General features: G+C 64.1%; 15 protein-coding genes and 1 tRNA gene. 4 read left to right on the top strand and 12 right to left on the bottom strand.

Translation table 11 applies throughout. From position 1 onward, the window contains the following. The first annotated feature begins 89 nt into the window (after positions 1-89). Positions 90-2,615: a PepSY domain-containing protein gene (locus PverR02_RS04440; protein WP_046384718.1), complete on the top strand. Its 2,526-nt coding sequence runs from the start codon at positions 90-92 to the stop codon at positions 2,613-2,615. 178 nt (positions 2,616-2,793) lie between these two features. Here PverR02_RS04440 and PverR02_RS04435 read toward each other — a convergent pair whose 3' ends face one another. From PverR02_RS04435 to ptsP, 4 genes are all read right to left on the bottom strand, one after another. Further along, positions 2,794-4,335: an alkaline phosphatase D family protein gene (locus PverR02_RS04435; protein ID WP_046384719.1), complete on the bottom strand. Its 1,542-nt coding sequence runs from the start codon at positions 4,333-4,335 to the stop codon at positions 2,794-2,796. Positions 4,336-4,526: 191 nt separating this feature from the next. Then, positions 4,527-6,245: a PTS fructose-like transporter subunit IIB gene (locus tag PverR02_RS04430; RefSeq protein WP_017845455.1), complete on the bottom strand. Its 1,719-nt coding sequence runs from the start codon at positions 6,243-6,245 to the stop codon at positions 4,527-4,529. An 11-nt stretch (positions 6,246-6,256) separates the two neighbouring features. Further along, positions 6,257-7,198, bottom strand: a complete 942-nt coding sequence (gene pfkB / locus PverR02_RS04425; RefSeq protein WP_046488116.1) for a 1-phosphofructokinase — start codon at positions 7,196-7,198, stop codon at positions 6,257-6,259. Then, positions 7,199-10,057 (bottom strand): phosphoenolpyruvate--protein phosphotransferase, encoded by a 2,859-nt coding sequence (gene ptsP / locus PverR02_RS04420; protein WP_017845457.1) that lies wholly within the window; start codon positions 10,055-10,057, stop codon positions 7,199-7,201. Positions 10,058-10,352: 295 nt separating this feature from the next. Here ptsP and cra point away from each other — a divergent pair, with 295 nt between their 5' ends. Together cra and PverR02_RS04410 are read left to right on the top strand one after the other, a co-directional pair. After that, positions 10,353-11,348, top strand: coding sequence for a catabolite repressor/activator (cra, locus tag PverR02_RS04415; protein ID WP_017845458.1), 996 nt, complete (start codon positions 10,353-10,355; stop codon positions 11,346-11,348). A gap of 2 nt (positions 11,349-11,350) precedes the next feature. After that, a complete protein-coding gene (locus tag PverR02_RS04410) occupies positions 11,351-12,127 on the top strand; it encodes a TatD family hydrolase (protein ID WP_057005144.1) in 777 nt (258 codons plus the stop codon). Here the strand turns inward: PverR02_RS04410 and PverR02_RS04405 are convergent. The 5 genes from PverR02_RS04405 to PverR02_RS04385 all read right to left on the bottom strand — a co-directional run bounded on the left by PverR02_RS04405 (position 12,074) and on the right by PverR02_RS04385 (position 18,431). Continuing rightward, positions 12,074-12,502 carry a hypothetical protein gene (locus tag PverR02_RS04405; RefSeq protein WP_017845460.1) on the bottom strand — a complete coding sequence of 143 codons (429 nt, stop codon included), beginning with the start codon at positions 12,500-12,502 and terminating at the stop codon, positions 12,074-12,076. The genes PverR02_RS04410 and PverR02_RS04405 overlap by 54 nt on opposite strands. 126 nt (positions 12,503-12,628) lie before the next feature. After that, the gene (locus tag PverR02_RS33225; RefSeq protein ID WP_079442844.1) at positions 12,629-14,659 is read right to left on the bottom strand and encodes a methyl-accepting chemotaxis protein; all 2,031 of its coding nucleotides are present in this window, start codon (positions 14,657-14,659) and stop codon (positions 12,629-12,631) included. 163 nt (positions 14,660-14,822) lie between these two features. Continuing rightward, positions 14,823-15,659 (bottom strand): regulatory signaling modulator protein AmpE, encoded by an 837-nt coding sequence (ampE, locus tag PverR02_RS04395; protein WP_079442843.1) that lies wholly within the window; start codon positions 15,657-15,659, stop codon positions 14,823-14,825. Then, positions 15,656-16,219 (bottom strand): 1,6-anhydro-N-acetylmuramyl-L-alanine amidase AmpD, encoded by a 564-nt coding sequence (gene ampD, locus PverR02_RS04390; RefSeq protein ID WP_017845463.1) that lies wholly within the window; start codon positions 16,217-16,219, stop codon positions 15,656-15,658. Before ampD ends, ampE begins: the two co-directional genes overlap by 4 nt. 61 nt (positions 16,220-16,280) lie before the next feature. After that, on the bottom strand, positions 16,281-18,431 hold the full coding sequence (locus PverR02_RS04385; protein WP_079442842.1) for a DUF1631 domain-containing protein: 2,151 nt from the start codon (positions 18,429-18,431) through the stop codon (positions 16,281-16,283). 242 nt (positions 18,432-18,673) lie between these two features. On the opposite strand from PverR02_RS04385, the gene nadC reads away from it, so the two are divergent. Continuing rightward, the gene (nadC, locus tag PverR02_RS04380) at positions 18,674-19,522 is read left to right on the top strand and encodes a carboxylating nicotinate-nucleotide diphosphorylase (protein ID WP_046384727.1); all 849 of its coding nucleotides are present in this window, start codon (positions 18,674-18,676) and stop codon (positions 19,520-19,522) included. Between the two features lie 43 nt (positions 19,523-19,565). Here the strand turns inward: nadC and PverR02_RS04375 are convergent, their stop codons facing one another. The 3 genes from PverR02_RS04375 to PverR02_RS04365 all read right to left on the bottom strand — a co-directional run bounded on the left by PverR02_RS04375 (position 19,566) and on the right by PverR02_RS04365 (position 21,529). After that, a complete protein-coding gene (locus tag PverR02_RS04375; RefSeq protein WP_017845466.1) occupies positions 19,566-19,871 on the bottom strand; it encodes a DUF6388 family protein in 306 nt (101 codons plus the stop codon). Positions 19,872-20,004: 133 nt separating this feature from the next. Next, a tRNA-Thr gene (locus tag PverR02_RS04370) sits at positions 20,005-20,080 on the bottom strand. A gap of 39 nt (positions 20,081-20,119) precedes the next feature. After that, positions 20,120-21,529: an O-antigen ligase family protein gene (locus PverR02_RS04365; RefSeq protein WP_079442841.1), complete on the bottom strand. Its 1,410-nt coding sequence runs from the start codon at positions 21,527-21,529 to the stop codon at positions 20,120-20,122. Between the last annotated feature and the right edge of the window lie 9 nt (positions 21,530-21,538).

Here is a 21,538-nt window from a genome sequence, read left to right as displayed (position 1 = left end):
TTTTGCGTGTTAAACAACAAAGTTTCTCGACAACCCACGGCATAATGCGCGCCGTGCTACAGATATCCAGATGAGCGAGGCGGTCCGACGTGTTGAAGAAAACCCTGTTCCAGTTGCACTGGTTCTTCGGCATCACTGCCGGGCTGGTGCTGGCCTTGATGGGGATCACCGGGGCGGCGGTGTCGTTCCAGGATGAAATACTGCGCGCGCTCAACCCCAGCGTGCTGAGCGTGGCAAAACGCGACGCCGGGGTACTGCCGCCCGCCGAACTGGTGCGCAAGCTCGAAGCCAGCGAAGGCAAGCGCGTGTCGATGCTGTGGGTGGAAACCGACAGCGGCACCGCCGCACGCGTGTTCTTCACCCCGCCGCCGGGTGAACGGCGCGGCCAGATGCGTTACTTCGACCCCTACACCGGCGACTACACGGGCGACGCCGTCGGCCAGGACGTGTTCGGGTTTCTCTTGCAACTGCACCGCTTCCTGGCCATGGGCGACACCGGCCGGCAAATCACCGGGGCCTGCACGCTGATCCTGCTGTTCTTCTGCCTGTCCGGCCTGTACCTGCGCTGGCCGCGCCAGGTGGCGAACTGGCGCGTGTGGCTGACCCTGGACTGGCGCAAAAAAGGTCGCAGCTTCAATTGGGACTTGCACTCGGTGTTCGGCACCTGGTGCCTGTTGTTCTATCTGTTGGCGGCGCTGACCGGCCTGTCGTGGTCCTACGAGTGGTACAACCAGGGCCTGAACAAGCTGCTGTCCGACGCCCCGCAGAACGAACGGATGCGCAAACGCGGCCCACCACCCGCGGGCCCGACGCCGGAAGCCAACTACGCGGCGATCTGGAGCAGCATCTACAGCAGCGCCGGCCCCGACTTGAGTGCCTACAACATCCGCATGCCGGCAGTCGCCGGGCAGCCGGCCACGGTGTTTTACCTGCTGAAAAACTCGCCCCACGACCGCGCGCTGAACCAGATCAACCTGGACCCGGCCACCGGCGTGGTGAAATCCCACGAGCGCTACGCCAGCAAGAGCCTCAAGGCTCAATTGCTGACCAGCCTCTACGCGCTGCACACCGGCAGTTACTTCGGCCTGGTGGGGCGGATCATCCTCACCATCAGCGCGCTGTGCATGCCGTTGTTCTTCATCACCGGCTGGCTGCTGTACCTCGACCGTCGCCGTAAAAAGCGCCAGGTACGCGATGCCCGCGAGCGCCTCAGCGCCAATCACAGCCATGCGCCGGCCTGGCTGATCGGCTTCGCCAGCCAGAGCGGTTTTGCCGAACAACTGGCCTGGCAGACCGCCGGGCAACTGCAGGCCGCGGGCTTGCCAGTGAACGTGCAGCCGCTGGGCAGCGTCAGCCAGGACCAACTGCGCCAATCAGAAAATGTGCTGTTCGTGGTCAGCACCTTCGGCGACGGCGAAGCCCCCGACAGCGCCCGTGGCTTCGAGCGCAGCGTGCTCGGGCAGGACCTGTCCCTCAAGGGCTTGAACTACTCGGTACTGGCCCTCGGCGATCGCCAGTACCAGCACTTCTGCGGCTTTGCGCGGCGCCTGCACTTCTGGCTGACCAACCAGGGCGGCACCCCGTTGTTCGCCCCCGTGGAAGTCGACAGCGGCGACACCCATGCCCTGCAGCACTGGCAACAACAGCTGGGGCAACTCACCGGGCACGCACCGACAGCGGCGTGGCCGAGCGCACAGTATGAAAACTGCAGCCTGAACCAACGCACCTTGCTCAACCCTGGCAGTGTCGGTTCGGCTGTGTACCTGCTGGAGCTGAGCGTGCCGTCAGGGCAACGCTGGACGGCCGGCGACCTGGTGGAAATCCTGCCGCGCAATGGCAGCCGGGCCATCGCGCAGTTCCTCGGGGGCCTGGGCCTGGCCGGCAGCGAGAGCGTGCTGATCGACGGCCTGGCCCACACCCTCGACCAGGCCCTGGCCACCCGCCAATTGCCGGACAACCGCGCCCATCTGGTGGGCCTGCATGCCCAGGCGCTGGTGAACGCGCTGGCGCCCCTGGGCATGCGCGAATACTCCATCGCCTCGATTCCCAGCGACGGCGTGCTGGAGTTGATCGTGCGCCAGGAACGTCATCCGGACGGCACCCTCGGCCTTGGCTCGGGCTGGCTGACCGAACACGCGGCCCTCGGCTCGAGCATCAGCCTGCGCCTGCGCCGCAACAGCGCTTTCCACCTGCCGGACGCGCCTGCGCCGTTGATCCTGCTGGGCAACGGCACTGGCCTGGCCGGTTTGCGCAGCTTGCTCAAGGCACGCATTGCCGACGGCCAGCAGCGCAACTGGCTGTTGTTCGGCGAACGCACTATCGCCCACGACTACCTGTGCCAGGACGAACTGCAAGGCTGGCTGGCCAGCGGTGACCTGGCGCTGCTGGACCTGGCGTTTTCCCGCGACCAGGAGGAAAAGATCTACGTGCAGGACCGCCTGCGCGAATCGGCGGACGTGTTGCGTCGATGGCTGGCGGACGGCGCGGCGATTTACGTGTGCGGCAGTTTGCAGGGGATGGCCGCAGGAGTGGATCAGGTGCTGCATGAGGTGCTGGGGAGTGAGGCGGTGGAGCGCTTGATCGAACAGGGCCGCTATCGCCGCGATGTCTACTGAGATCCTCTAACCACTGAAGAACTTATGTGGGAGGGGGCTTGCCCCCGATAGCGGTGTGTCAGTAACCCAAGAGTTGACTGATCCACCGCCATCGGGGGCAAGCCCCCTCCCACAGTTTTGACTGTATTCCAAGTCAGTTTTTGACTGCACTCCAATCAGTTTTTGACTGCACCCTCAATCAGACCGGTTGCAGCTTTTGCTCGAACACTGAAACCCCATCCAGATCACGCAGCATCACCGTCAACTCCGCCGTCTGCCCATCGATCTGCACTTCGCCGAAAAACTGGAAACCGGCAAACGGCGAGGTGTTCTGCGCCGGCGGTGCTTTCTCGAACACCACCTGCGGACCAAAGGTTTTATCCAGCGGATTGGGCCCGAAGCTCCCCGCATTCAACGGCCCCGCGACAAACTCCCAGAACGGCTCGAAGTCCTGGAACGCCGCCCGATCCGGGTGGTAGTGATGCGCCGCGCAGTAATGCACATCCGCCGTCAACCACACATGGTTGCGCACCTGCTGCGCGCGCAGAAACCCGAGCAGCTCGGCGATTTCCAACTCGCGCCCTTGCGCCGGGCCGGGGTCGTTGTTGGCGATCGCTTCCCAGCGCGGTACGCCCGGGCTGACTTCGCCGTCGGGCACGCCGAGGCCGATCGGCATGTCGGCGGCGATCACCTTCCATTGGGCCTGGGACGCCTTGAGTTCGCGCTTGAGCCAGTCCAGTTGCTCTCGGCCGAGGAAGGGTTTGGCGCCGCCCAGGTTGTCATCGTTGGGCCCGCGATAGCTGCGCATGTCGAGCACGAACACATCCAGCAGCGGGCCGTAACTGAGCTTGCGATAAATCCGCCCGCCGCCGTCGGCGCTTTGCCGACGCATGGGTGAATATTCCAGCCAGGCCTGACGCGCATGGCCGACCAGGGTGTTGATGTCCTTGGTCTGGTAACGCTCATCGAGCTGCTTGCTCGGCGACCAGTTGTTCACCACTTCGTGGTCGTCCCACTGCCAGATCTGCGGCACTTCGGCGTTAAAGCGCCGCACGTTTTCATCCAGCAGGTTGTAGCGGTAATTGCCGCGATACTCATCGAGGGTTTCAGCGACTTTGCTCTTGGCCTCGGTGGTGATGTTGCGCCAGATGCGCCCGCCTTCGGTGGTCAGTTGCGCCGGCACCGGGCCGTCGGCGTAGATGGTGTCGCCGCTGTGGATAAAAAAGTCCGGCAGGCGCAGACGCATGGCTTCGTAGATCCGCATGCCGCCGATGTCCGGGTTGATGCCGAAGCCTTGGCCGACGGTGTCGCCGCTCCACACAAAACGAATATCGCGACGCTGTTGCGGCACGCTGCGCAGGTGGCCGAACCAGGGCTCGCTGGCGACGCCGGTCTGGGCGTCTTCGAAATGCACGCGGTAGAAAATCGCCTGGTCGGCGGGCAGGCCGGTGAGTTCGACGCGGGCGGTAAAGTCGCTGCGGTTGTCGGCCAGCGGCGAGACGAATCGGCGTGGGTTACTGAACACACTGCGGGTGTCCCATTCCACCACCATCCGCGCCGGGCGGTCGCTGCGGCTCCAGATCATCGCGCGGTCGCCGAGCAGGTCGCCGGACTGCACGCCATCGGTGAGTTGCGGCCGGTCCTTCACCGACGCAATCACCGCCGGTGCCAGCCCCGGCAACAACAGGCCCGCGCCGACAGCTTGCATCACGCGGCGACGGCCGAGATCGAAATGGCTCATGCAGATGCCCTCTTGAGTATCAAAAGGGCAACTAGAACACGCAGGGATGAAGCCGATATGACACCGCCTTCAAAGCCTCGCAGATCTTAATGTGGGAGGGGGCTTGCCCCCGATGGCGGTGGGTCAGTCCATTCATGGGTGACTGACACATCGCCATCGGGGGCAAGCCCCCTCCCACATTTTCCACAGCGTCAGGCTTGGGCGGGTGTGACCGCCAGTTCCACCGCTTCCGGGCGTTTGATCAGCGCATACACCAACCCCGTCAACACGCTACCGGCGGCAATCGCCAGCAAGTACAGCAGCGCATGGTTCATCGCATTCGGGATCACCAGCACAAACAGGCCGCCATGGGGTGCGGCCAGTTTGCAGCCGAAGTACATCGACAGCGCGCCGGTCAACGCGCCACCGGCGATGCTGGCCGGGATCACCCGCAGCGGGTCCTTGGCAGCAAACGGGATCGCGCCTTCGGAGATAAAGCACAGGCCCAGAATCATCGCGGCCTTGCCGGCCTCGCGTTCGGTCTGGGCAAACTTGCGCCGGGCCAGGAAGGTCGCGATGCCCATGCCGATCGGCGGCACCATGCCGGCCGCCATGGTCGCCGCCATCGGCGCACCGCTGGACGCCGCCAGCAAGCCGACAGAGAACGCATACGCGGCCTTGTTGATCGGCCCGCCCAGGTCAACGCACATCATGCCGCCGAGCAGGATGCCGAGCAGCACGGCATTGGTGGTGCCCATCGTGCTGAGGAAGTCGGTCAGCCCGGTGAGCAGCCGCGCCACCGGCGGGCCTACCAGATAGATCATCGCCAGGCCTGTGAACAGGCTCGCCAGCAACGGGATGATCAGGATCGGCTTGAGCGGCTCCAGGCTTTGCGGCAGGCGCACCGCGCCGGTGATCAGCTTGACGCAGTAACCGGCGAGGAAACCGGCAATAATCCCGCCGATAAAGCCCGCGCCCAACGTCCCGGCCAGCAAGCCGCCGATCATGCCGGGGGCCAGGCCGGGGCGGTCGGCAATCGAATAGGCGATATAGCCCGCGAGCAGCGGCACCATGAGCATGAAGGCCTGGTCGCCGACGGTTTTCAGCGCCGCCGCCAGGGTGCCTTTTTCTTCAAAGGCATGGATGCCGAACACGAACGACAAGGCGATCAACAGACCGCCCGCCACCACCATCGGCAACATGAACGACACACCAGTCAGCAGGTGTTTGTAGACCCCGGTTTTTTCCGACTTGGCCACCGCCCCGCTCGCCGCGCTTTCCACGGTGCCTTCGGCCAGGGCCTTGTTGAGGGTCGCTTCGGCTTGCTTGAGGGCGATGCCGGTGCCGCAGCGGTAGATCTTCTTGCCGGCGAAGCGCTCGGTGGCGACTTCGATATCCGCCGCCAGCAGCACCACATCCGCCTCGGCAATCGCTTGCGGACTCAACGGCGTGCGCGCGCCGACCGAACCCTGGGTTTCCACCTGCAAGTCATAGCCCAGGCGCTTGGCGGTCTGCTGCAATGCTTCGGCGGCCATGAAGGTGTGGGCCACGCCGGTCGGGCAGGCGGTGATCGCGACAATACGCGGGGCTTGCTTGGCCGCCACCGGGGCTTCGCTGGCGACATACACCTGAGCCTCTTCGGCGCCGCGCCGCAACACCGCCTCGACGTCCTGTAAGGCCTGGGCCGGGGTGCTCTGATACACGCGCTTGCCGACAAACCGCTGCATATCCAGCGGCGTGCTGCTGACCAGCAACACCCACTCGGCAGCATCGAGCGTGGCCTGGGACAACTGGCGTTCCGGGCGCTGCACGTCTACCACTTCGACGCTGGTGCTCCAGCCCTGGCGCTGCGCGGCGGCGTCGAGCAAACGGGCGCACAGCACACTGGTGACCATGCCGTTCGGGCAGGCGGTAACAATGGCTAAATTCATCACAAACCCTCTTATTGTTCTGTCAGCGGGCGCACATGGACGCCGCTTTCGAGACGCGCCAATTGCGCATCATCGCTGATGCCAAACCCGATCTGCGTGACGGCCATCGCGGCAATCGCCGTGGCGCGGCGCAAGGTGGTCTCGGGCAGATCGAAACCGAGCAAACCGTGGAGCATCCCGGCCAGCAGCGAATCGCCCGCGCCGACCGTACTCGCGACGCTGACTTTCGGCGGCGTGGCATGCAGCGCCGTGCCGGGGCTGAACCAGTTGACGCCGTCGGCACCGTGGGAAATCACCACATGCTCGATGCCGCTGGCATGCAAACGCGCGGCGGCCTGGGCCTGTTGGTCGACGGAGTCGGTCGGGCAGTCCAGCGCTTCGGCAAGTTCTTCGGTATTGGGCTTGATCAACCACGGGCCGGCCTGCAACCCGGCGCGCAGGGCTGCGCCGCTGGTGTCCAGGGCGACTTTCAAGCCGAGGTCTTTCAGCAGCGCCAATAAGCCCTGGAACCACTGCGGGCTGACACCGCACGGCAAGCTGCCGGCGACCACCACCGCATCGTGCCCCGGGGCGATCAGCGTGAGTTGGTTGAGCAACGCCTGCTGCGCCTGCTCGCTGACCAGCGGCCCCGGCGCATTGATGTCGGTGACGCGGCCATCCTGTTCGGCGATCTTGATATTGCTGCGGGTCTCGCCGGGCACGCGGATGAACGCATCGGCAAACCCACGGCGCGCGATCAGCGCGTCAAAGGCCTGGGGGTTGTCCGCGCCGAGAAAACCACCGACGGTGACCTGATGACCGAGGTCGGCCAGCACCTGGGCGACGTTCACGCCCTTGCCGGCCGCATGGGTCAGCATCGTCTCGCTGCGATTGACTTCACCGGGTTCCAGGCGCGCCAGGCGTACCGTGAGGTCCAACGCCGGGTTCAGCGTCAGGGTCAAAATCCTTGCCATCTACACGGCCTCCACAAGGGCTCGCACTTCAGCGGGCGAACCCACCGCGAGTGCTTGTTGCGCCAGGCCCTGGGCCTCGCTCAGACTGAATTCTCGCACCCGCGCCTTCACCTCGGGAATGCTGCGGGCCGACACGCTCAACTCATCCACGCCGAGGCCGATCAGCACCGGCACCGCCAGCGGGTCGGCGGCCAGTTCACCGCACACACCGACCCATTTGCCATGGGCATGGGCGGCGCGCACGGTGATGTCGATCAGTTGCAACACGGCGGGGTGCAGGCCATCGGCCTGGGCCGACAGCGTCGGGTGGCCACGGTCGATGGCCAGGGTGTACTGGGTCAGGTCGTTGGTGCCGACGCTGAAGAAGTCGACTTCCTTGGCCAGCACCGGCGCGAGCAACGCGGCGGACGGCACTTCGATCATGATCCCCAGTTGCAGGTCGGCCACCGGGATTTCCAGGCGCAGGCGCTCGGTCATGTCCCGCGCAGCACGCCACTCATCGACGCTGCCGACCATGGGGAACATGATGCGCAGCGGCCGGTTATCCGCCGAGCGCAGCAGTGCGCGCAATTGCGCTTCCATGATCTGCGGGCGTTGCAGCGTAAGGCGAATGCCGCGCACGCCGAGGAAGGGGTTTTCTTCCTCGGCGATCGGCCAATACGGCAGCGGTTTGTCGCCGCCCACATCCAGGGTGCGGACCACCAACGGGCGACCGCCGAGGCCATCGAGCACGCGGCGGTATTCAGCTTCCTGGGTGGCTTCGTCCGGCGCTTGGGGGTGGGCCATGAAAATCAGTTCGGTGCGCAGCAGGCCAATGCCTTCGGCGCCCTGCTCCACCGCGCTCGCCACGCCGGCGCTTTCGCCGATGTTGGCGAACACTTCCACGGCGTGCCCATCCCGGGTCAGGGCCGGCTGATGGCGCTGCGCCGAGGCGGCTTGCAGGCGTTGTTCACGGGTGTCGCGTTCGACGCTGGCGCGTTGCAGGGTCGCGGCGTCGGCGTCGACATGCAGGCGGCCGCGCTGACCGTCGAGCAGCAACGGCGTACCGGCGGCCAGCAGCAACACGGCCGGGCCGGCGCCCACCAAGGCGGGGATGCCCAGGGCCCGGGCGACGATGGCGCTGTGGGCAGTGGCGCCGCCACGGGCGGTGAGAATGCCGGCGACGCGGGCCGGGTCGAGGCGCGCCACATCCGACGGGCCGACTTCGTCCATCACCAGGATGTAGGGTTCGTTCGGTTCCTGGACGGTTTCGACACCGCACAACTGCGCCAGCACACGGCGACCGATGTCGCGCAGGTCGGCGGCGCGCTCGGCGAGCAAGGCGTCCTGCAACGATTCCTGCTGCTTGGCGGCGGCTTCGATCACGCTCATCCAGGCGGCTTCGGCGCTTTCACCCTGTTTGAGGCGGGTGTCGACGTCGTCGGTCAGTTCCGGGTCGTCGAGCATTTCCTGGTGGGTGATGAAAATCTCGCGGATCGCCTTGGCTTGGCTGCGTTCGATCAGGCCCTGGATATCGCCGCGCACATCGGCCAGTGAGGCGTGCAGGCGCTGGCGCTCGATGGCCGAGGACTCGCCACGCAGCGGATAGTCGAACGGTTGCAGCACCTGGATATGCGCCGGGCCGATGGCGATGCCCGGTGCGGCGGCGATGGCCTGGATCTGGCTGCCGGCCAGGGGCGCGCTGAGCGTCGGTTCGAGCACCACGGCGGCGGCTTGCACACTCGCGACAGGCAGCGGCTCGACCTCTTCGCCAAGCCCCTCTTGTACCGCGGCCAGCAAGGCAGGCAGCGCATCGTCGGCAATCGTCGGCTCTGCGACAAACTCCAGCACCTGGCCACGCCGGGCGCCGAGGCTGAGCAGCTTGCTCAGGCTTTTCACCGACACGGCGCCCACCGCACCATCGACGATGCGTACACGAATATCGCCGTCAAAACTTTTTGCCAGTTGCGCGAGGATCTTCGCCGGCCGCGCGTGCAGGCCATGGGCATTGGCCAGGGCGATGCGTGCGCTGGGCCAGTCGGGTGGCAGCTCGCCGCCCAATACTTCAAGCACCGCACGGCTGCTGGTGGCTCGGCCCAGTTCCTGGCCACGCCCTTCAATCAACAGCGCACACAGGCGTTCGAGCAAGGTCTGGTGCGCTTCGCCGAGGCTGGCCAGGCAGAACAGACCATTGAGGGGCTGGCCGAGGTAACGCATGGGTTTGTCCGGGGTGACAAACGCCAGCCCCGGGCGCTTGACGGTCTGCTCGCTGTGCAACCACCACAGGCCATCGCCCAGGGGCAGCGCATCGACCTGCTGCAACACGGCGGCAAAGCCATTGCTCACACAATCGGCCTGGCGCAGCAGGCGGGCGCCACGCCACACCAGCTCTTCAAAATCATCGGCGGACACACCGAGCCCGATCATTTGCGCGTCCAATGCCAGTTCCTGCGGCGCGCCCTGCAACAGTTTCAGCAGGGCCTCGGCGGAAGCGGCGCGGCGCAGTGCCTGGCCCAGGTCGGTTTCCCCGAGGGCGCGGGTCAGCAGTTGCAGCAGGCGCAGGTGTTCGTCGGATTTGGCGGCAATGCCGATGGCCAGGTAGACGATCTGGCCATCGCCCCAGTCCACCCCTTCGGGGAACTGCAGCAGGCGCACGCCGGTGGAAAATACCTGATCGCGGGTTTCGGGGGTGCCGTGAGGGATCGCGATGCCTTGACCGAGAAAGGTCGAACCTTGGGCTTCACGGGCTTGCAAGCCGCTGAGATAACCCTCGGCGACCAGGCCGTCGGCCACCAGTTTGTCAGCGAGCAGGTGCAAGGCAGCAGATTTATCCACAGCCGTCTGGCCCATGGAAATCTGCTCTATGGTGAGCTCAAGCATGCCGTTCTCCTAGTTAGTGCGTCGGGCGCACTAGGTATTGTTTTGAATAAATCAGTCTAAAGTCGTTCATGAACAAACTGACTGAGCAGTCGGTTGGCAGTAGCCACTCAGTAGCGAACATCGCAAAAATACGCCTGCTGAAACGTTTAATCTAGAATTCGTGGCAGATTACGCGTTAATTGCGCATCCTTGAAGACCCACTCGGCACTTGAGCTGAGACATTGGTCGTCTGCAGTAATCGGTTACGATTGGACAAAATGTCGGGGCAAGCTCCAGAAAACAAGGAAATCCCGGTTTGAAACTCAGTGATATCGCCCGTCTCGCCGGTGTGTCCGTGACCACCGCCAGCTATGTCATCAATGGCAAAGCCGAACAACAACGCATCAGCAGCGCAACCGTCGAGCGCGTGCGTGCGGTGGTCCAAGCCCATGGTTTCACGCCCAACCCCCAGGCTGCGGGACTGCGCAGCCGGCATACGCGCACCTTGGGTTTCATCCTGCCAGACCTGGAAAACCCCAGTTACGCACGAATTGCCAAGTTGTTGGAACAGGGCGCGCGCGCGCGAGGCTATCAATTGCTGATCGCCAGCTCCGACGATGACGCCGACAGCGAGCGCCAGTTGCTGCAACTGTTCCGCGCCCGACGTTGCGACGCGCTGTTCGTTGCCAGCTGCTTGCCGGCCAGCGACGACAGTTATCGCGAGCTGCAAGCCAAGGGTTTGCCGGTCATCGCCATCGACCGGGAGATGGACCCCGCGCAGTTCTGCTCGGTGGTCAGCGACGACCGCCAGGCCTGCCAGCAACTGACCAGCAGCCTGCTGCAACCGTTGCCCAAGCAGATCGCGCTGATCGGCGCGCGACCCGAGCTGAGTATCAGCCAGGCGCGCGCCGCCGGTTTCCGTGAAGCGCTGCAGGGATTCGGCGGTGAAGTGATCGTCGAACACGGCGAGGCGTTCAGCCGCGACTGCGGCCGGCAACTGATGGAGCAATTACTGCAGCGCCTGGGGCATTTGCCTGACGCGCTGGTGACCACGTCCTACGTGCTGCTGCAAGGCGTGTTCGACGCACTGCATGACTTCCCGCTCAAGACGCGGCCGCTGCGCCTGGGCACCTTCGGTGATACCCAACTGCTGGATTTCCTGCCGCTGCCGGTGAATGCCATGGCCCAGCAACATCAACTGATCGCCGACACCGCGCTGCGCCTGGCCCTGGCTGCGATTGAAGAACAACAGTATCAACCCGGCGTAAACGCCATCGGCCGCACCTTCAAGCAGCGCATTCACGAGGTTTGAGCGTGGAGCTGATCGACACCCACACCCACCTGGACTTCCCGGACTTCGACAGCGATCGCCGGCAAGTCCTCGCGCACAGCCGCCAACTCGGCGTACAGCGCATGGTGGTGTTGGGGGTGTATCAGCAAAATTGGCAACGACTGTGGGATCTGGTGCAAGACGATGAAGGTTTGTTCGCAGCCTTCGGCCTGCACCCGGTGTACCTCGACGAGCATCGCCCCGCCGACCTGACGGCCCTGGGCGACTGGCTGACCCGCCTGCGGGGCCATCGGCAATTGTGCGCGGTGGGCGAGATCGGCCTGGATTACTTCCTCGAACACCTCGACCGTGAAGGCCAGCAACATCTGTTCGAAGCCCAACTCAAGATGGCCGTGGATTTCCAACTGCCGGCCCTGCTGCATGTGCGCCGCAGCCATGCCGCCGTGATCGCCACCCTCAAGCGCATCCGCCTGCCACGGGGCGGCATCATCCACGCCTTCGCCGGCAGCCGCGAAGAGGCGCGCGAGTACATCAAGCTGGGGTTCAAACTGGGCCTGGGCGGCGCGGCCACCTGGCCACAGGCGCTGCGCATGCACAAAGTACTCGCGCAACTGCCCCTGGAAGCCGTGGTACTGGAAACCGATGCACCGGACATGGCCCCCGCCATGCACCCCGGCCAGCGCAACAGCCCGGAACACCTGCCCGAGATCTGCGCCGCGTTGGCCGAGCGCATGGGCCTGAGCCCGTTATCGCTGGCGCAGGCGAGCACACGCAACGCGTGCGAGCTGTTCAATTGGTAGCGGGCTGACGGCCTGCAGGTCCAGGGTCATGCGTTGCCGATGGCGGGCAAAACGCAACACCAGGCAGTGGATCAGCACCGTCACCAGTGAAAGGTTGAGCTGCTCGATCACACTGAGCAACCCCACCCACTCCGCCACCAGTGCCACCAGCAAGGTCACGCAGGTCAGGATGATCATGCTCGGGCGAACCAGCGCCCACTGGTCCAGCGCACGAAATTGACGCTGCTGTTTGCGACACCGCAACTGCAGGCCCGACTGGCAATACACGCACTCGAACGGCTCGTCGATGGCAATCGCGTTCAACTGCCAAGGCTTGAGTTCAAACGTCATGTCGCATCGGGCGCAGCGCCCTCTGATACCGAATGCAGCGATCATCGCCGTGCCTCCTTGGGACTGTGACCAGGTGAAACAAATTTTCACCTATTCACGCCGCCAGAAAAGATACGTCGCAAAATTAAGACAAACACCACAACCACAAAGGACAAATCCTACTAACAGGCCCTACACCCGAAATGCGCCGATCAGTTGCTTCAGCTCGATCACCTGCTGCGACAACTGCCGGCTGGCCGCTTCGGTCTGGTACGCACCGTCGGCCGCATGCTCTCCGGCGCGGTTGATTTCGACGATGTTGCGGTCAATGTCGTGGGCGACCGCGGTTTGCTGCTCGACGGCGGCGGCAATCTGCTGGTTCTGATCCACGATCATGCCGACGGCGCCGAGAATATTTTCCAGGGCCTGCTGGACCTTTTCCGACTGGCCCACGGTGCCTTCAGCCATGGCATGGCTGGTGCCCATGGCCTTGACCGCCGCGCCGACACCGCTGTGCAAGCGGCTGATCATCTGCTCGATCTCTTCAGTGGAGTGCTGGGTGCGCCGGGCCAGGGTCCGCACTTCATCGGCCACCACCGCAAAGCCGCGGCCCTGCTCCCCGGCGCGGGCCGCTTCGATCGCGGCGTTGAGCGCCAGCAGGTTGGTTTGCTCGGCGATGCTCTTGATCACTTCCAGCACGCTGCTGATGGATTGGCTGTCGGTGGCCAGTTGATTGATCACGCGTACCGACTCATCGATCTCCGATGCCAACCGCGCAATGCTGCCTTGCTGGGACTGCACCAGGCCACGGCCGCTGACGGTTTCATCGTTGACGCTATGGGCGCTGCTCACCGCCGCCGCCGCGCTGCGTGCCACTTCCTGGGCGGTGGAGGACATCTGGTTCATGGCCGTCGCCACCTGTTCGATCTGGCTGCGCTGCCCGGAGACCGCCTGGTTACTGCGGGCCGAGACCGCCTCGACCTGGCCGGCCTGCAACTCAACCTGGCTGACGGTGTGCCCGACGCGCTCGATCAGGTCGTGGATCTTGGCCACGGTGCCATTGAACACTTGGCCCAGGTCGCCCAACTCGTCGCGGCTGCGGGCGACAAACGTGACGGTCATATCGCCCGCCGCCACCTTGTCCATCATCGCCCCCAAGCGCCGCAACGTGGTGCGCGTCGAGGCATAGAAACCGGCGTACAGATAAAAGATCAGCAAAAACACTGCCGCCAGGGCCGACACCAGTACGACCATGTGCGTGCGGTTTTGCGTCAGCCGTTGCTCCAACTGCTGTCCGAGGAAACCCAGGGTGGCCTCATTGAGTTGGTAGGTCTGGGCCATCAGTTGACTCACGTCGTCGTAGAAGCCCTGCCACGGTGCGTCGAGGGTTTCGGCCATCACCACCTGCTCTTCAAACAGTTCACTGCCTTGCTTGAGGCTCGCGTTGCTGGCCTTGGCCAGGCTGTCGAGCGCTGTGTGGGCGGCTTTGCTGGAGCCCAGGGCGTCCTGCAGCTTCAAGCCGTATTCGGCCTGGAGTTTTTCCAACTGCTGCAACAGCTCGTCGAAGCGCGTGCTGGAGGAGGAGTTGAGAAAACCCTGGCCGAGGGAGTACGCGCCCATTGCCCGCCCTTCGCCCAACGTCTGGGTGACTTGCGGCGTGACGCCGGTGATCAGTTCGCTGAGCTGGCGCAGATCACTCTGGGGGTCGCGGCTCAAGCCGGATTGGCTGGCGATGATCTGGCTGAGCATCTGCGCCTTGTTCAGCAGTTTGCCGATCAGCGCACTTTTGCTCTGTAGCGATGACTCCTGTTGCTGGGCCTTGAAGGCGCCGACCAGCTCGTCGCGCTTGGCGTCGAAGACGGCGACTTGCTCGGGGTCGGTGGCCATCGCGCTCAGGCCTTGCAGGCGCGCCAGCACACTCTGCTCCTGAGTGTTGATCGCGCCCTCCAGATCGCCCGCCTTGCCGGATTGGCCGAGGGTCGCGTTGATCTGCACCTGGTTGTTGAGGGTTTCCAGGTCACGGCGCAAGGCCAGGCTGCTGCCGAGCAAATCCAGGCTTTGCAGTTCGATGCGGGTGCCCTGGAATTCACGCCAGGAATCGCGCACCAGGAAATAGTTGGTCGCCAGCATCGGCAACAGGAACAACACGCTGATCAAACTGAACTTCATGCCGAAGCTCAGGCGGTTCATCAGCGCGACGGCGGGATAGAGCAAGCTCTTCACAGGTGAACTCCCTTCCTATTATTTTTATTTGAGGCGCAGGGCGGCGGCAGATAGCCACTATTTGGCGCTCTACTTGTATAGCTCAAATCGCAAGGGAGTTTTGTAACGTAAAGTTAACGCGCTGTGGGAGCAGGCTTGCTCCCACAGGGATTGAGCGTGACCGCTAGGGCAACACGGTCCAGATGGCGAAACCGGCATACCACAGCACCGCCGCGCGCAGCAGCAGTTCCCACAGGCGATCCAGGCTGTTGATGCCGTCGGCCCCCACCACCGGCGGCGGGATTTCGGCGGCCACCAGGCCGACTTTGTCCACCAGTTGCGCGGCACTGATGTCCCAGCTCAACAGCTCGTGGAGCATCACTCGGCTGACCGCGACAAAGTTGCCCACCAAGGCGAAGCTCGCCGCCAGCAAGCGCACCGGCAACCAGTCAAAGGCATGCCGCAGTTGCGCGGCACGCTCGGCCACCAGAGGGTTCTGACTGTGTTCGCTGGCCAGCGCCAGCAGGCGATAGGCCAGGGCTGCGACCGGGCCCAACAGGAAATACCAGAAGATCACCGCAAAGAAGCTCTGATAGGCCTGCCACAAGAGATACCCCTGGACACGCTCCAGTAACTGCTCGCCACTGTCGGCAGCGACCTTCAGGTCACGCTCGGCCACATGCTCGGCGGCCTGCAGGTCGCCGCGCCGCCAGGCATCGCGGAACGGGCCAAGCCCGGCCAGCAGATCACCGCGCCCCAGGCTGTAGATCAGCACCAGCAAATGCACCGGCAGCGCCAACAGGCCGTAGGCCACCGGTTCCAGCACCAGCAACAACAACGCCAGCACGGCCACCGGCAGCAACACCAGCAGCGCCAGAATCAACCAGGGCTGTTCGCCCAGGCGCGGGCTCGATTCCAATCTGGCCAATTCGGGCAGCCATCTGCCGTCGCGCTGCAACTTTTGGCGCAAGGCCGAGAATTTCTCGATCCAGACCGCCAGCACCAACACCAGGAAACTCATTGTGCGTGTCCTCCATCCTGCAGGGCGCTGCGAAAGCGCATCCAATCAAAAGCGGGCCCGGGATCGGTCTTGCGCCCCGGGGCGATATCGCTGTGACCACAAATGCGCTGACGGGTGATGCCCGGGTAAGTCGCCAGCAACTGACGTGTCAGGTCGATCAGTGACGCATATTGGGCATCGGTAAACGGCAGGTCATCCGTACCTTCCAACTCGATCCCCAGGGAAAAGTCATTGCACGTTTCGCGCCCCTCGAAGCTGGAAACCCCGGCATGCCAGGCGCGGTCGAGGCAGGACACAAACTGCGTCACCCCTCCGTCGCGTTCAATCAGAAAATGCGCTGACACGCGTAGGTCGGCAATCCCTGCAAAGTAAGGATGTTCCGTGACATCCAAGCGATTCTGGAAAAATTCCTGCACCTTGCCGGTGGCGAACTGCGCCGGCGGCAGGCTGATGTTATGCACCACCAACAGCGAGACTTCACCTGCGGGGCGCTCGTTGAAGTTGGGCGAAGGGCAATGACGAACGCCCTGGCACCAACCGCTGGCGGGGTCCAACTGCATACAGGTTCCTTGAACGTGACTAAGTCTGACCAGTATGCCGCGTTCAGCCCTATGGTTGCGATCACTTGCCGCGATTGAGTTGACGCAAGTTACCCGCCACCGTCGCCAGCGCACGCTCGAACAGCAGGGCTTCGTCCAGGATACGCAACGCACCACGCTTGAACGCCAGGGCCAGTTGGCCGGCGCTGCGCTCGAGTACCTTGAGCCCGGCGCGGTTGACGAAAACATAGCGATCGGCCGGTGCCATGATCGCGTTCAGTTTGCCGCGCAGAGCGGTTTCCTCGGGTTCCAGGAACTCCAGCCAAACGCCGACGCGCAATTGGCGCACCTTGAGCAGGTCGGGATCATCCGCGGCCAGGTCCTGCGCGGCATCGGGCAGGCCAGGGTCGAACACGAAGGGCTCCTGCACCTCGATCAACCTCTCGCCGCCCTCGAACGCCTGAACATGCAAGGCCTGCAGCCGAACAAAGAACTCACGGGTGCTGAAAGGGTCGAACCCCGCGCCGCTCATCCCGTCGCGCAAGGCCTTGAGCAACGCCGGCAACTGCTCCAGCAGATGCCGCCCGGCCTCGGTGTCGTCGTGCAGGCTAACGCTCCAGATCAACTCGTCCAGGGTGCGCAGCCCCGCCTGCCACTGCACCGATTGCTCACCGTGCTTGAGGCTGGCCAGCAACAGCACCTGGCTCCAGGCCTGTTGCACAAACTGCACCACCGAGCGCGGCAGGACCTTGCCCAGCAAACGCCGGTTCAGCACGTCGGCCACGCGCTGTCGGGCCGCCTCGTTACGCAGGCGCGCTTCCTCGGTATCGCGGGTGTGCTGTTCGAGCAATGCACTGTGCCGGCGCTCGTCAGCGGTAAACGCGCAGAACTCCGACAGCAGTTCGGAAAAAATCGCCGGGTCTTCGGCAAAATCATTCAGCAACCGCTGCACCACCTGCTCGATGCGCAGGTACAGGCTGTCACGCGGGTTACCCTCAGCCGGGCTCCAACCGATGGCGGCACCGGCGATTTCGTTGAGCAGCCGCCGCGCCGGATGGCCGGCGCGACTGAAAAGGCTCTTGTCCAGCACCGCCAGTTTGAGCATCGGGATCTGCAACCGGGCGATCAAGGCTTTGAAGGCGTCCGGGACGGCGTGGTCATTGAGGATGAATTCGAACAACAGCGCGACCAGGTTGATCACGTCTTCGTCGGCCTCTTCCACGACCCGGGATTTGCCGCTCTTGACGCTGACTCGGGTCAGCAGTTGCTTCAACTGGTTGCGCAGGTCGAAGTCGTCCTCGACATCCGGCTCCGGCACGTATTGCTGCAAATGGGACAACAGCCGCAGCAGGTCGCGGGTGGCAATGGGCTGGGGCTCGGCGCTGGCTTCCAGGGTCGGCGCGACACTGCCGCGCACGGCGCCCAGCAGCGCTCGCAAGGTAGAAAAGGCGTGCTCGCCATTTTCGTCGACTGGCTGGTCGGCGCTTGGCAACCGGGCTTCGCGCGTGTGCTTGCACGGTACGCGCCCGCCGGAACGACGGGCCGGCACCGCCTTGAGTTCAGGCAGCACGCCGGTGGCGACCAGCAACTGATTGGCCTCACCGTAAAGGTGGTCGGCGTCGCTGAGCACGTACTTTTCAAAGAGTTTGAGCATGACCAGCTTGACGCGAATTTCCACGCCCAGGCTGCGCCCCGCGCGCAGGAAAAACTCGCACAGTAGCGCCGGCCCCAGGGGGTTCTCGCAGTCATCCATGGACCTGTCGAGCAAGGCGCCCAGGCGAGTGGTCAGTTGCCCCAGGGCGAGGCCGTCGCGATGCTGCACCCGCCCGAGCATTGCCTCCAGCGCCAGGGCTTTTTCCAGGTCGTCCCTGAGGATGCCGGGCACCTTGTCGTAGGACACCACCGGCACCAACTGCCGTTCACCGCGCCCTGCCCCGCCCAGGTTGGCGAAGGCCTCGAACAGTTGCCCCATGAACACGCGCTCGAAATTCTTGCGCTTGAGACGCAGGTCGCGCATGGCTTCAAAGAAAATATGGTGGTCGACGTTGTTAAGGGCCTTGTCGGCCATTTCGAACAGGGTGTCGTCGGCGTTATCGAACAGCTCCTGCAAACCTTGCTGCAGTTGCTGCGCAGCCTTGTCGCGAACCTGCAGCAACACCACCGGTAGGCGCGCGAGCGGCGATGGCGTGGTCTGTGCCTTATTGATCGGCACCACCTTTCCGTCGTTGTGCATCCAGGCCTCCTGAAACGGCGGTGTGGGTAGGGCAAAGTCGGGGCAGGCCCAGTTGGGCACTGCGAATATCCGGTTACCACCAGGACGTCAAAGCTATGACGCCAATTGCAAGGCGCGAGATTATCTTGCAAATGGGGGTCGTTGCGCCAGCGAACTCTGTCATAGCGCTGTAAATGAGCACGCCACTGGGTTCAAACGCGCACAGCCCCTATAATCGGCGCACTTTGTTTGTGGAGCCTGTTATGCCGAATCTCCGTCTTGCCGACCTCACCGCCGAAATCGAAGCCAACGTGCGCCGCGCACTGCGCGAAGACATCGGCAGCGGCGACATCACCGCGCAATTGATCCCGGCCGAACGGCTGGCCAAGGCCACGATCATCACCCGCGATGCGGCCGTTATCGCTGGCACGGCCTGGGTGGACGCGGTGTTCCGCCAACTGGACCCGCGGGTCGCGGTGCATTGGCTGGTGGCCGACGGTGAACGCGTCAGCCCCAACCAGGCACTGTTCCACCTCGAAGGCCCGGCACGTTCGCTGCTCAGCGGCGAACGCAGCGCGCTGAATTTCCTGCAGATGCTCTCCGGCGTCGCCACACGCGCCCAGTACCTGGCGGATAGCGTCGCGAGCACCCAGGTCAAGTTGCTCGACACGCGCAAGACGCTGCCGGGCCTGCGTCTGGCGCAGAAATACGCCGTGACCTGTGGCGGTTGCCACAACCATCGCATCGGTTTGTATGACGCGTTCCTGATCAAGGAAAACCATATCGCCGCCTGTGGCGGTATCGCCCAGGCGATTTCGGCCGCGCACAAGATCGCCCCGGGCAAACCGGTGGAAGTCGAAGTGGAAAGCCTGGACGAATTGCGCGAAGCGTTGGCGGCGGGCGCCGATATCATCATGCTCGACGAACTGAGCCTGGACGACATGCGTGAAGCCGTGCGCCTGAACGGCGGCAAAGCCAAGCTGGAAGCCAGCGGCGGGATCAACGAAAAAACCCTGCTGCCCATCGCTGAAACCGGGGTGGACTACATCTCCATCGGCGCGATGACCAAGGATGTGAAAGCGGTGGACCTGTCGATGCGCCTCAGTATCTGAAGCCCGTTGCAGGAGCCGGGTTGCCGGCTCCTGCAACAGCGGTTCAGACCACCAGGTTATTCATCTCGCAATACTCTTCCCATTCGACACCGAGCACTTCAGCCGCCTCTTGGTGCAAGGCCAGCCGTGCGGCTTCGAACTCGTCCGCTGACGAGGTGTACTTGAGGCTCAGCTCCCATGGCTGGAGGCCCTGGCTCTCGGCCTCGTCCTCGAATGCCCACTGGATCTGGTCGCGCTGATCGTCAGCGCTCAGGTCCTTGATCTCTTCTTTAAGCTGCGGCGATTCCCCGAGGTATTTGTCGAGGGCTGCTTGGTGCCGAACTTCCTGGGTCATTTCAGTCGTGGTCATGTTGTTCTCTTAGATCGAGGAATGGGGATGCATCTGGGTCATCAAGGTTGCGCAGATACAAAAGAGCGGGCACGAATGCCGACTCGCCTGGCCTTCAGAACCATTCTGGGATCATCTGAAAACGGTGTTGCTTTGGTGCCCGAGACAGGAATCGAACCTGCGACCTTCGCGTTACGAGTGCGCTGCTCTACCGGCTGAGCTACACGGGCGGTGGGCTAAAGCTAGCACCGCATCGGGCGTCCGGCAACTCACTGACGTCGCAGGGCAATCACCCCTTGGGCCCAGAAGCGCGGCTGCAGGTGTTGGTTGCCACCTTCAAGATAGTCTTGCTGGGCTTGCTCGATGTGCGGGGCATCACGCATCACGACCCACACCAGCAGGCCAACGGACAGCACCGCCGCCACCCGCCACCCTGCCCAGGCCCACGGCAGCGACGCGCCAGGAGCGGCGCGCCACACGTGCAGCGCCATCAACCAGCCCACCACCAGCGCCAACCAGACCTGCGAGTTGGGCATCACGATGACGCCGTCGACCATCGCTTGCGTGAGCGCGCCCAGCAATGCCGCGAACAGGCACCCGCGCAGCAAGTCCACGCGCGCTGTAGAACAAGCCCGCGCCCGCAACACGCGGAGGGTGGCCCAGCCACCGCGCCACGCCAAGGCAGCCACGCACAAGGCCGAGGGAACGCCCCACTCGCTGGCCCATTGCAGGATTGCCTGGTGCGGGTGCGCGGCGATCGGGTTGGCGATATCCGCGAAATGCATCGGCCCGAACCCCAGCCACGGACGCTCGACGATCATGTGCCAGGCCTGCCACCAGATCGGGCCACGCCCCGACAGCGAAGTGGTGAGGCGATCGCTGACGCCACTGCCGACCTCGACACCCAGCGCACCCGTCAACAGCGTGAACAACGCCGTATACAGCAACAAACCGCCGCACACCGCAGCCAATTGCCAGGCCAACCAGCGTCGCCCCCACGGCCCGAGCAGCGCCAATGCCACCCCGGCCACCGCCATGCCGAGCCAGGTGCCGCGGGTGCCGCCGCTGATCGCGATCAACCACCACACACACAGCAACGCAAACACCGCGCCGCGCACGGAGCGGGAGACCTTGGGCATCAGCAAGGGCAGCGCCAGCAATGGCAGGGTGAAGGTCTGGAATTGACCGTAGAAGCGCTTGTTGGAAAACCCGGACAGCAACGCGTCCGGATCAAGAACCCGCGCGCCACTGGCGAAGGCGAGCGCGCCGGCATACAGGTATTGGATCGACTTGATCAGGCACAGCAGCACCACCATCAGGATCAGCACGCGGTCCAACGGCTCACCCGCGCGTCGGCGCAGCAGGGCAACCGCGACGGCGATCGCCCCACAGCTGATGAACAGCGCGACCTCGGTGAAGGCCCAGAGCGGCTGATGGGCCAGTGCCGATGACACCAGGCCCAGCCCAACGATCAGCACCAGGCCCAGGGCCGTCGGCCGGTCCACCAGACGCTCGACGGGAACGACCGTCAACCCATACACCACCGCGCCCAGGCCCATGGCCACCTGCATTGCGCGTTGCCAGTCATGCCCGCTGAACGGTGCGCAGATACCCAGCGCGAGCAAGCACGCTGCAATCACCAGGAACGTCTTGTCGCGCTGCTGCGGGGATAACGACATCGGCCACCT

Origin of the sequence: Pseudomonas veronii (genome assembly GCF_002028325.1) — a bacterium.
In the GTDB taxonomy this organism is placed as follows: Bacteria; Pseudomonadota; Gammaproteobacteria; order Pseudomonadales; family Pseudomonadaceae; genus Aquipseudomonas; species Aquipseudomonas veronii.
Note: the sequence above shows the minus strand (reverse complement) of the source record. Positions and strands in the feature narration are given on the sequence as shown.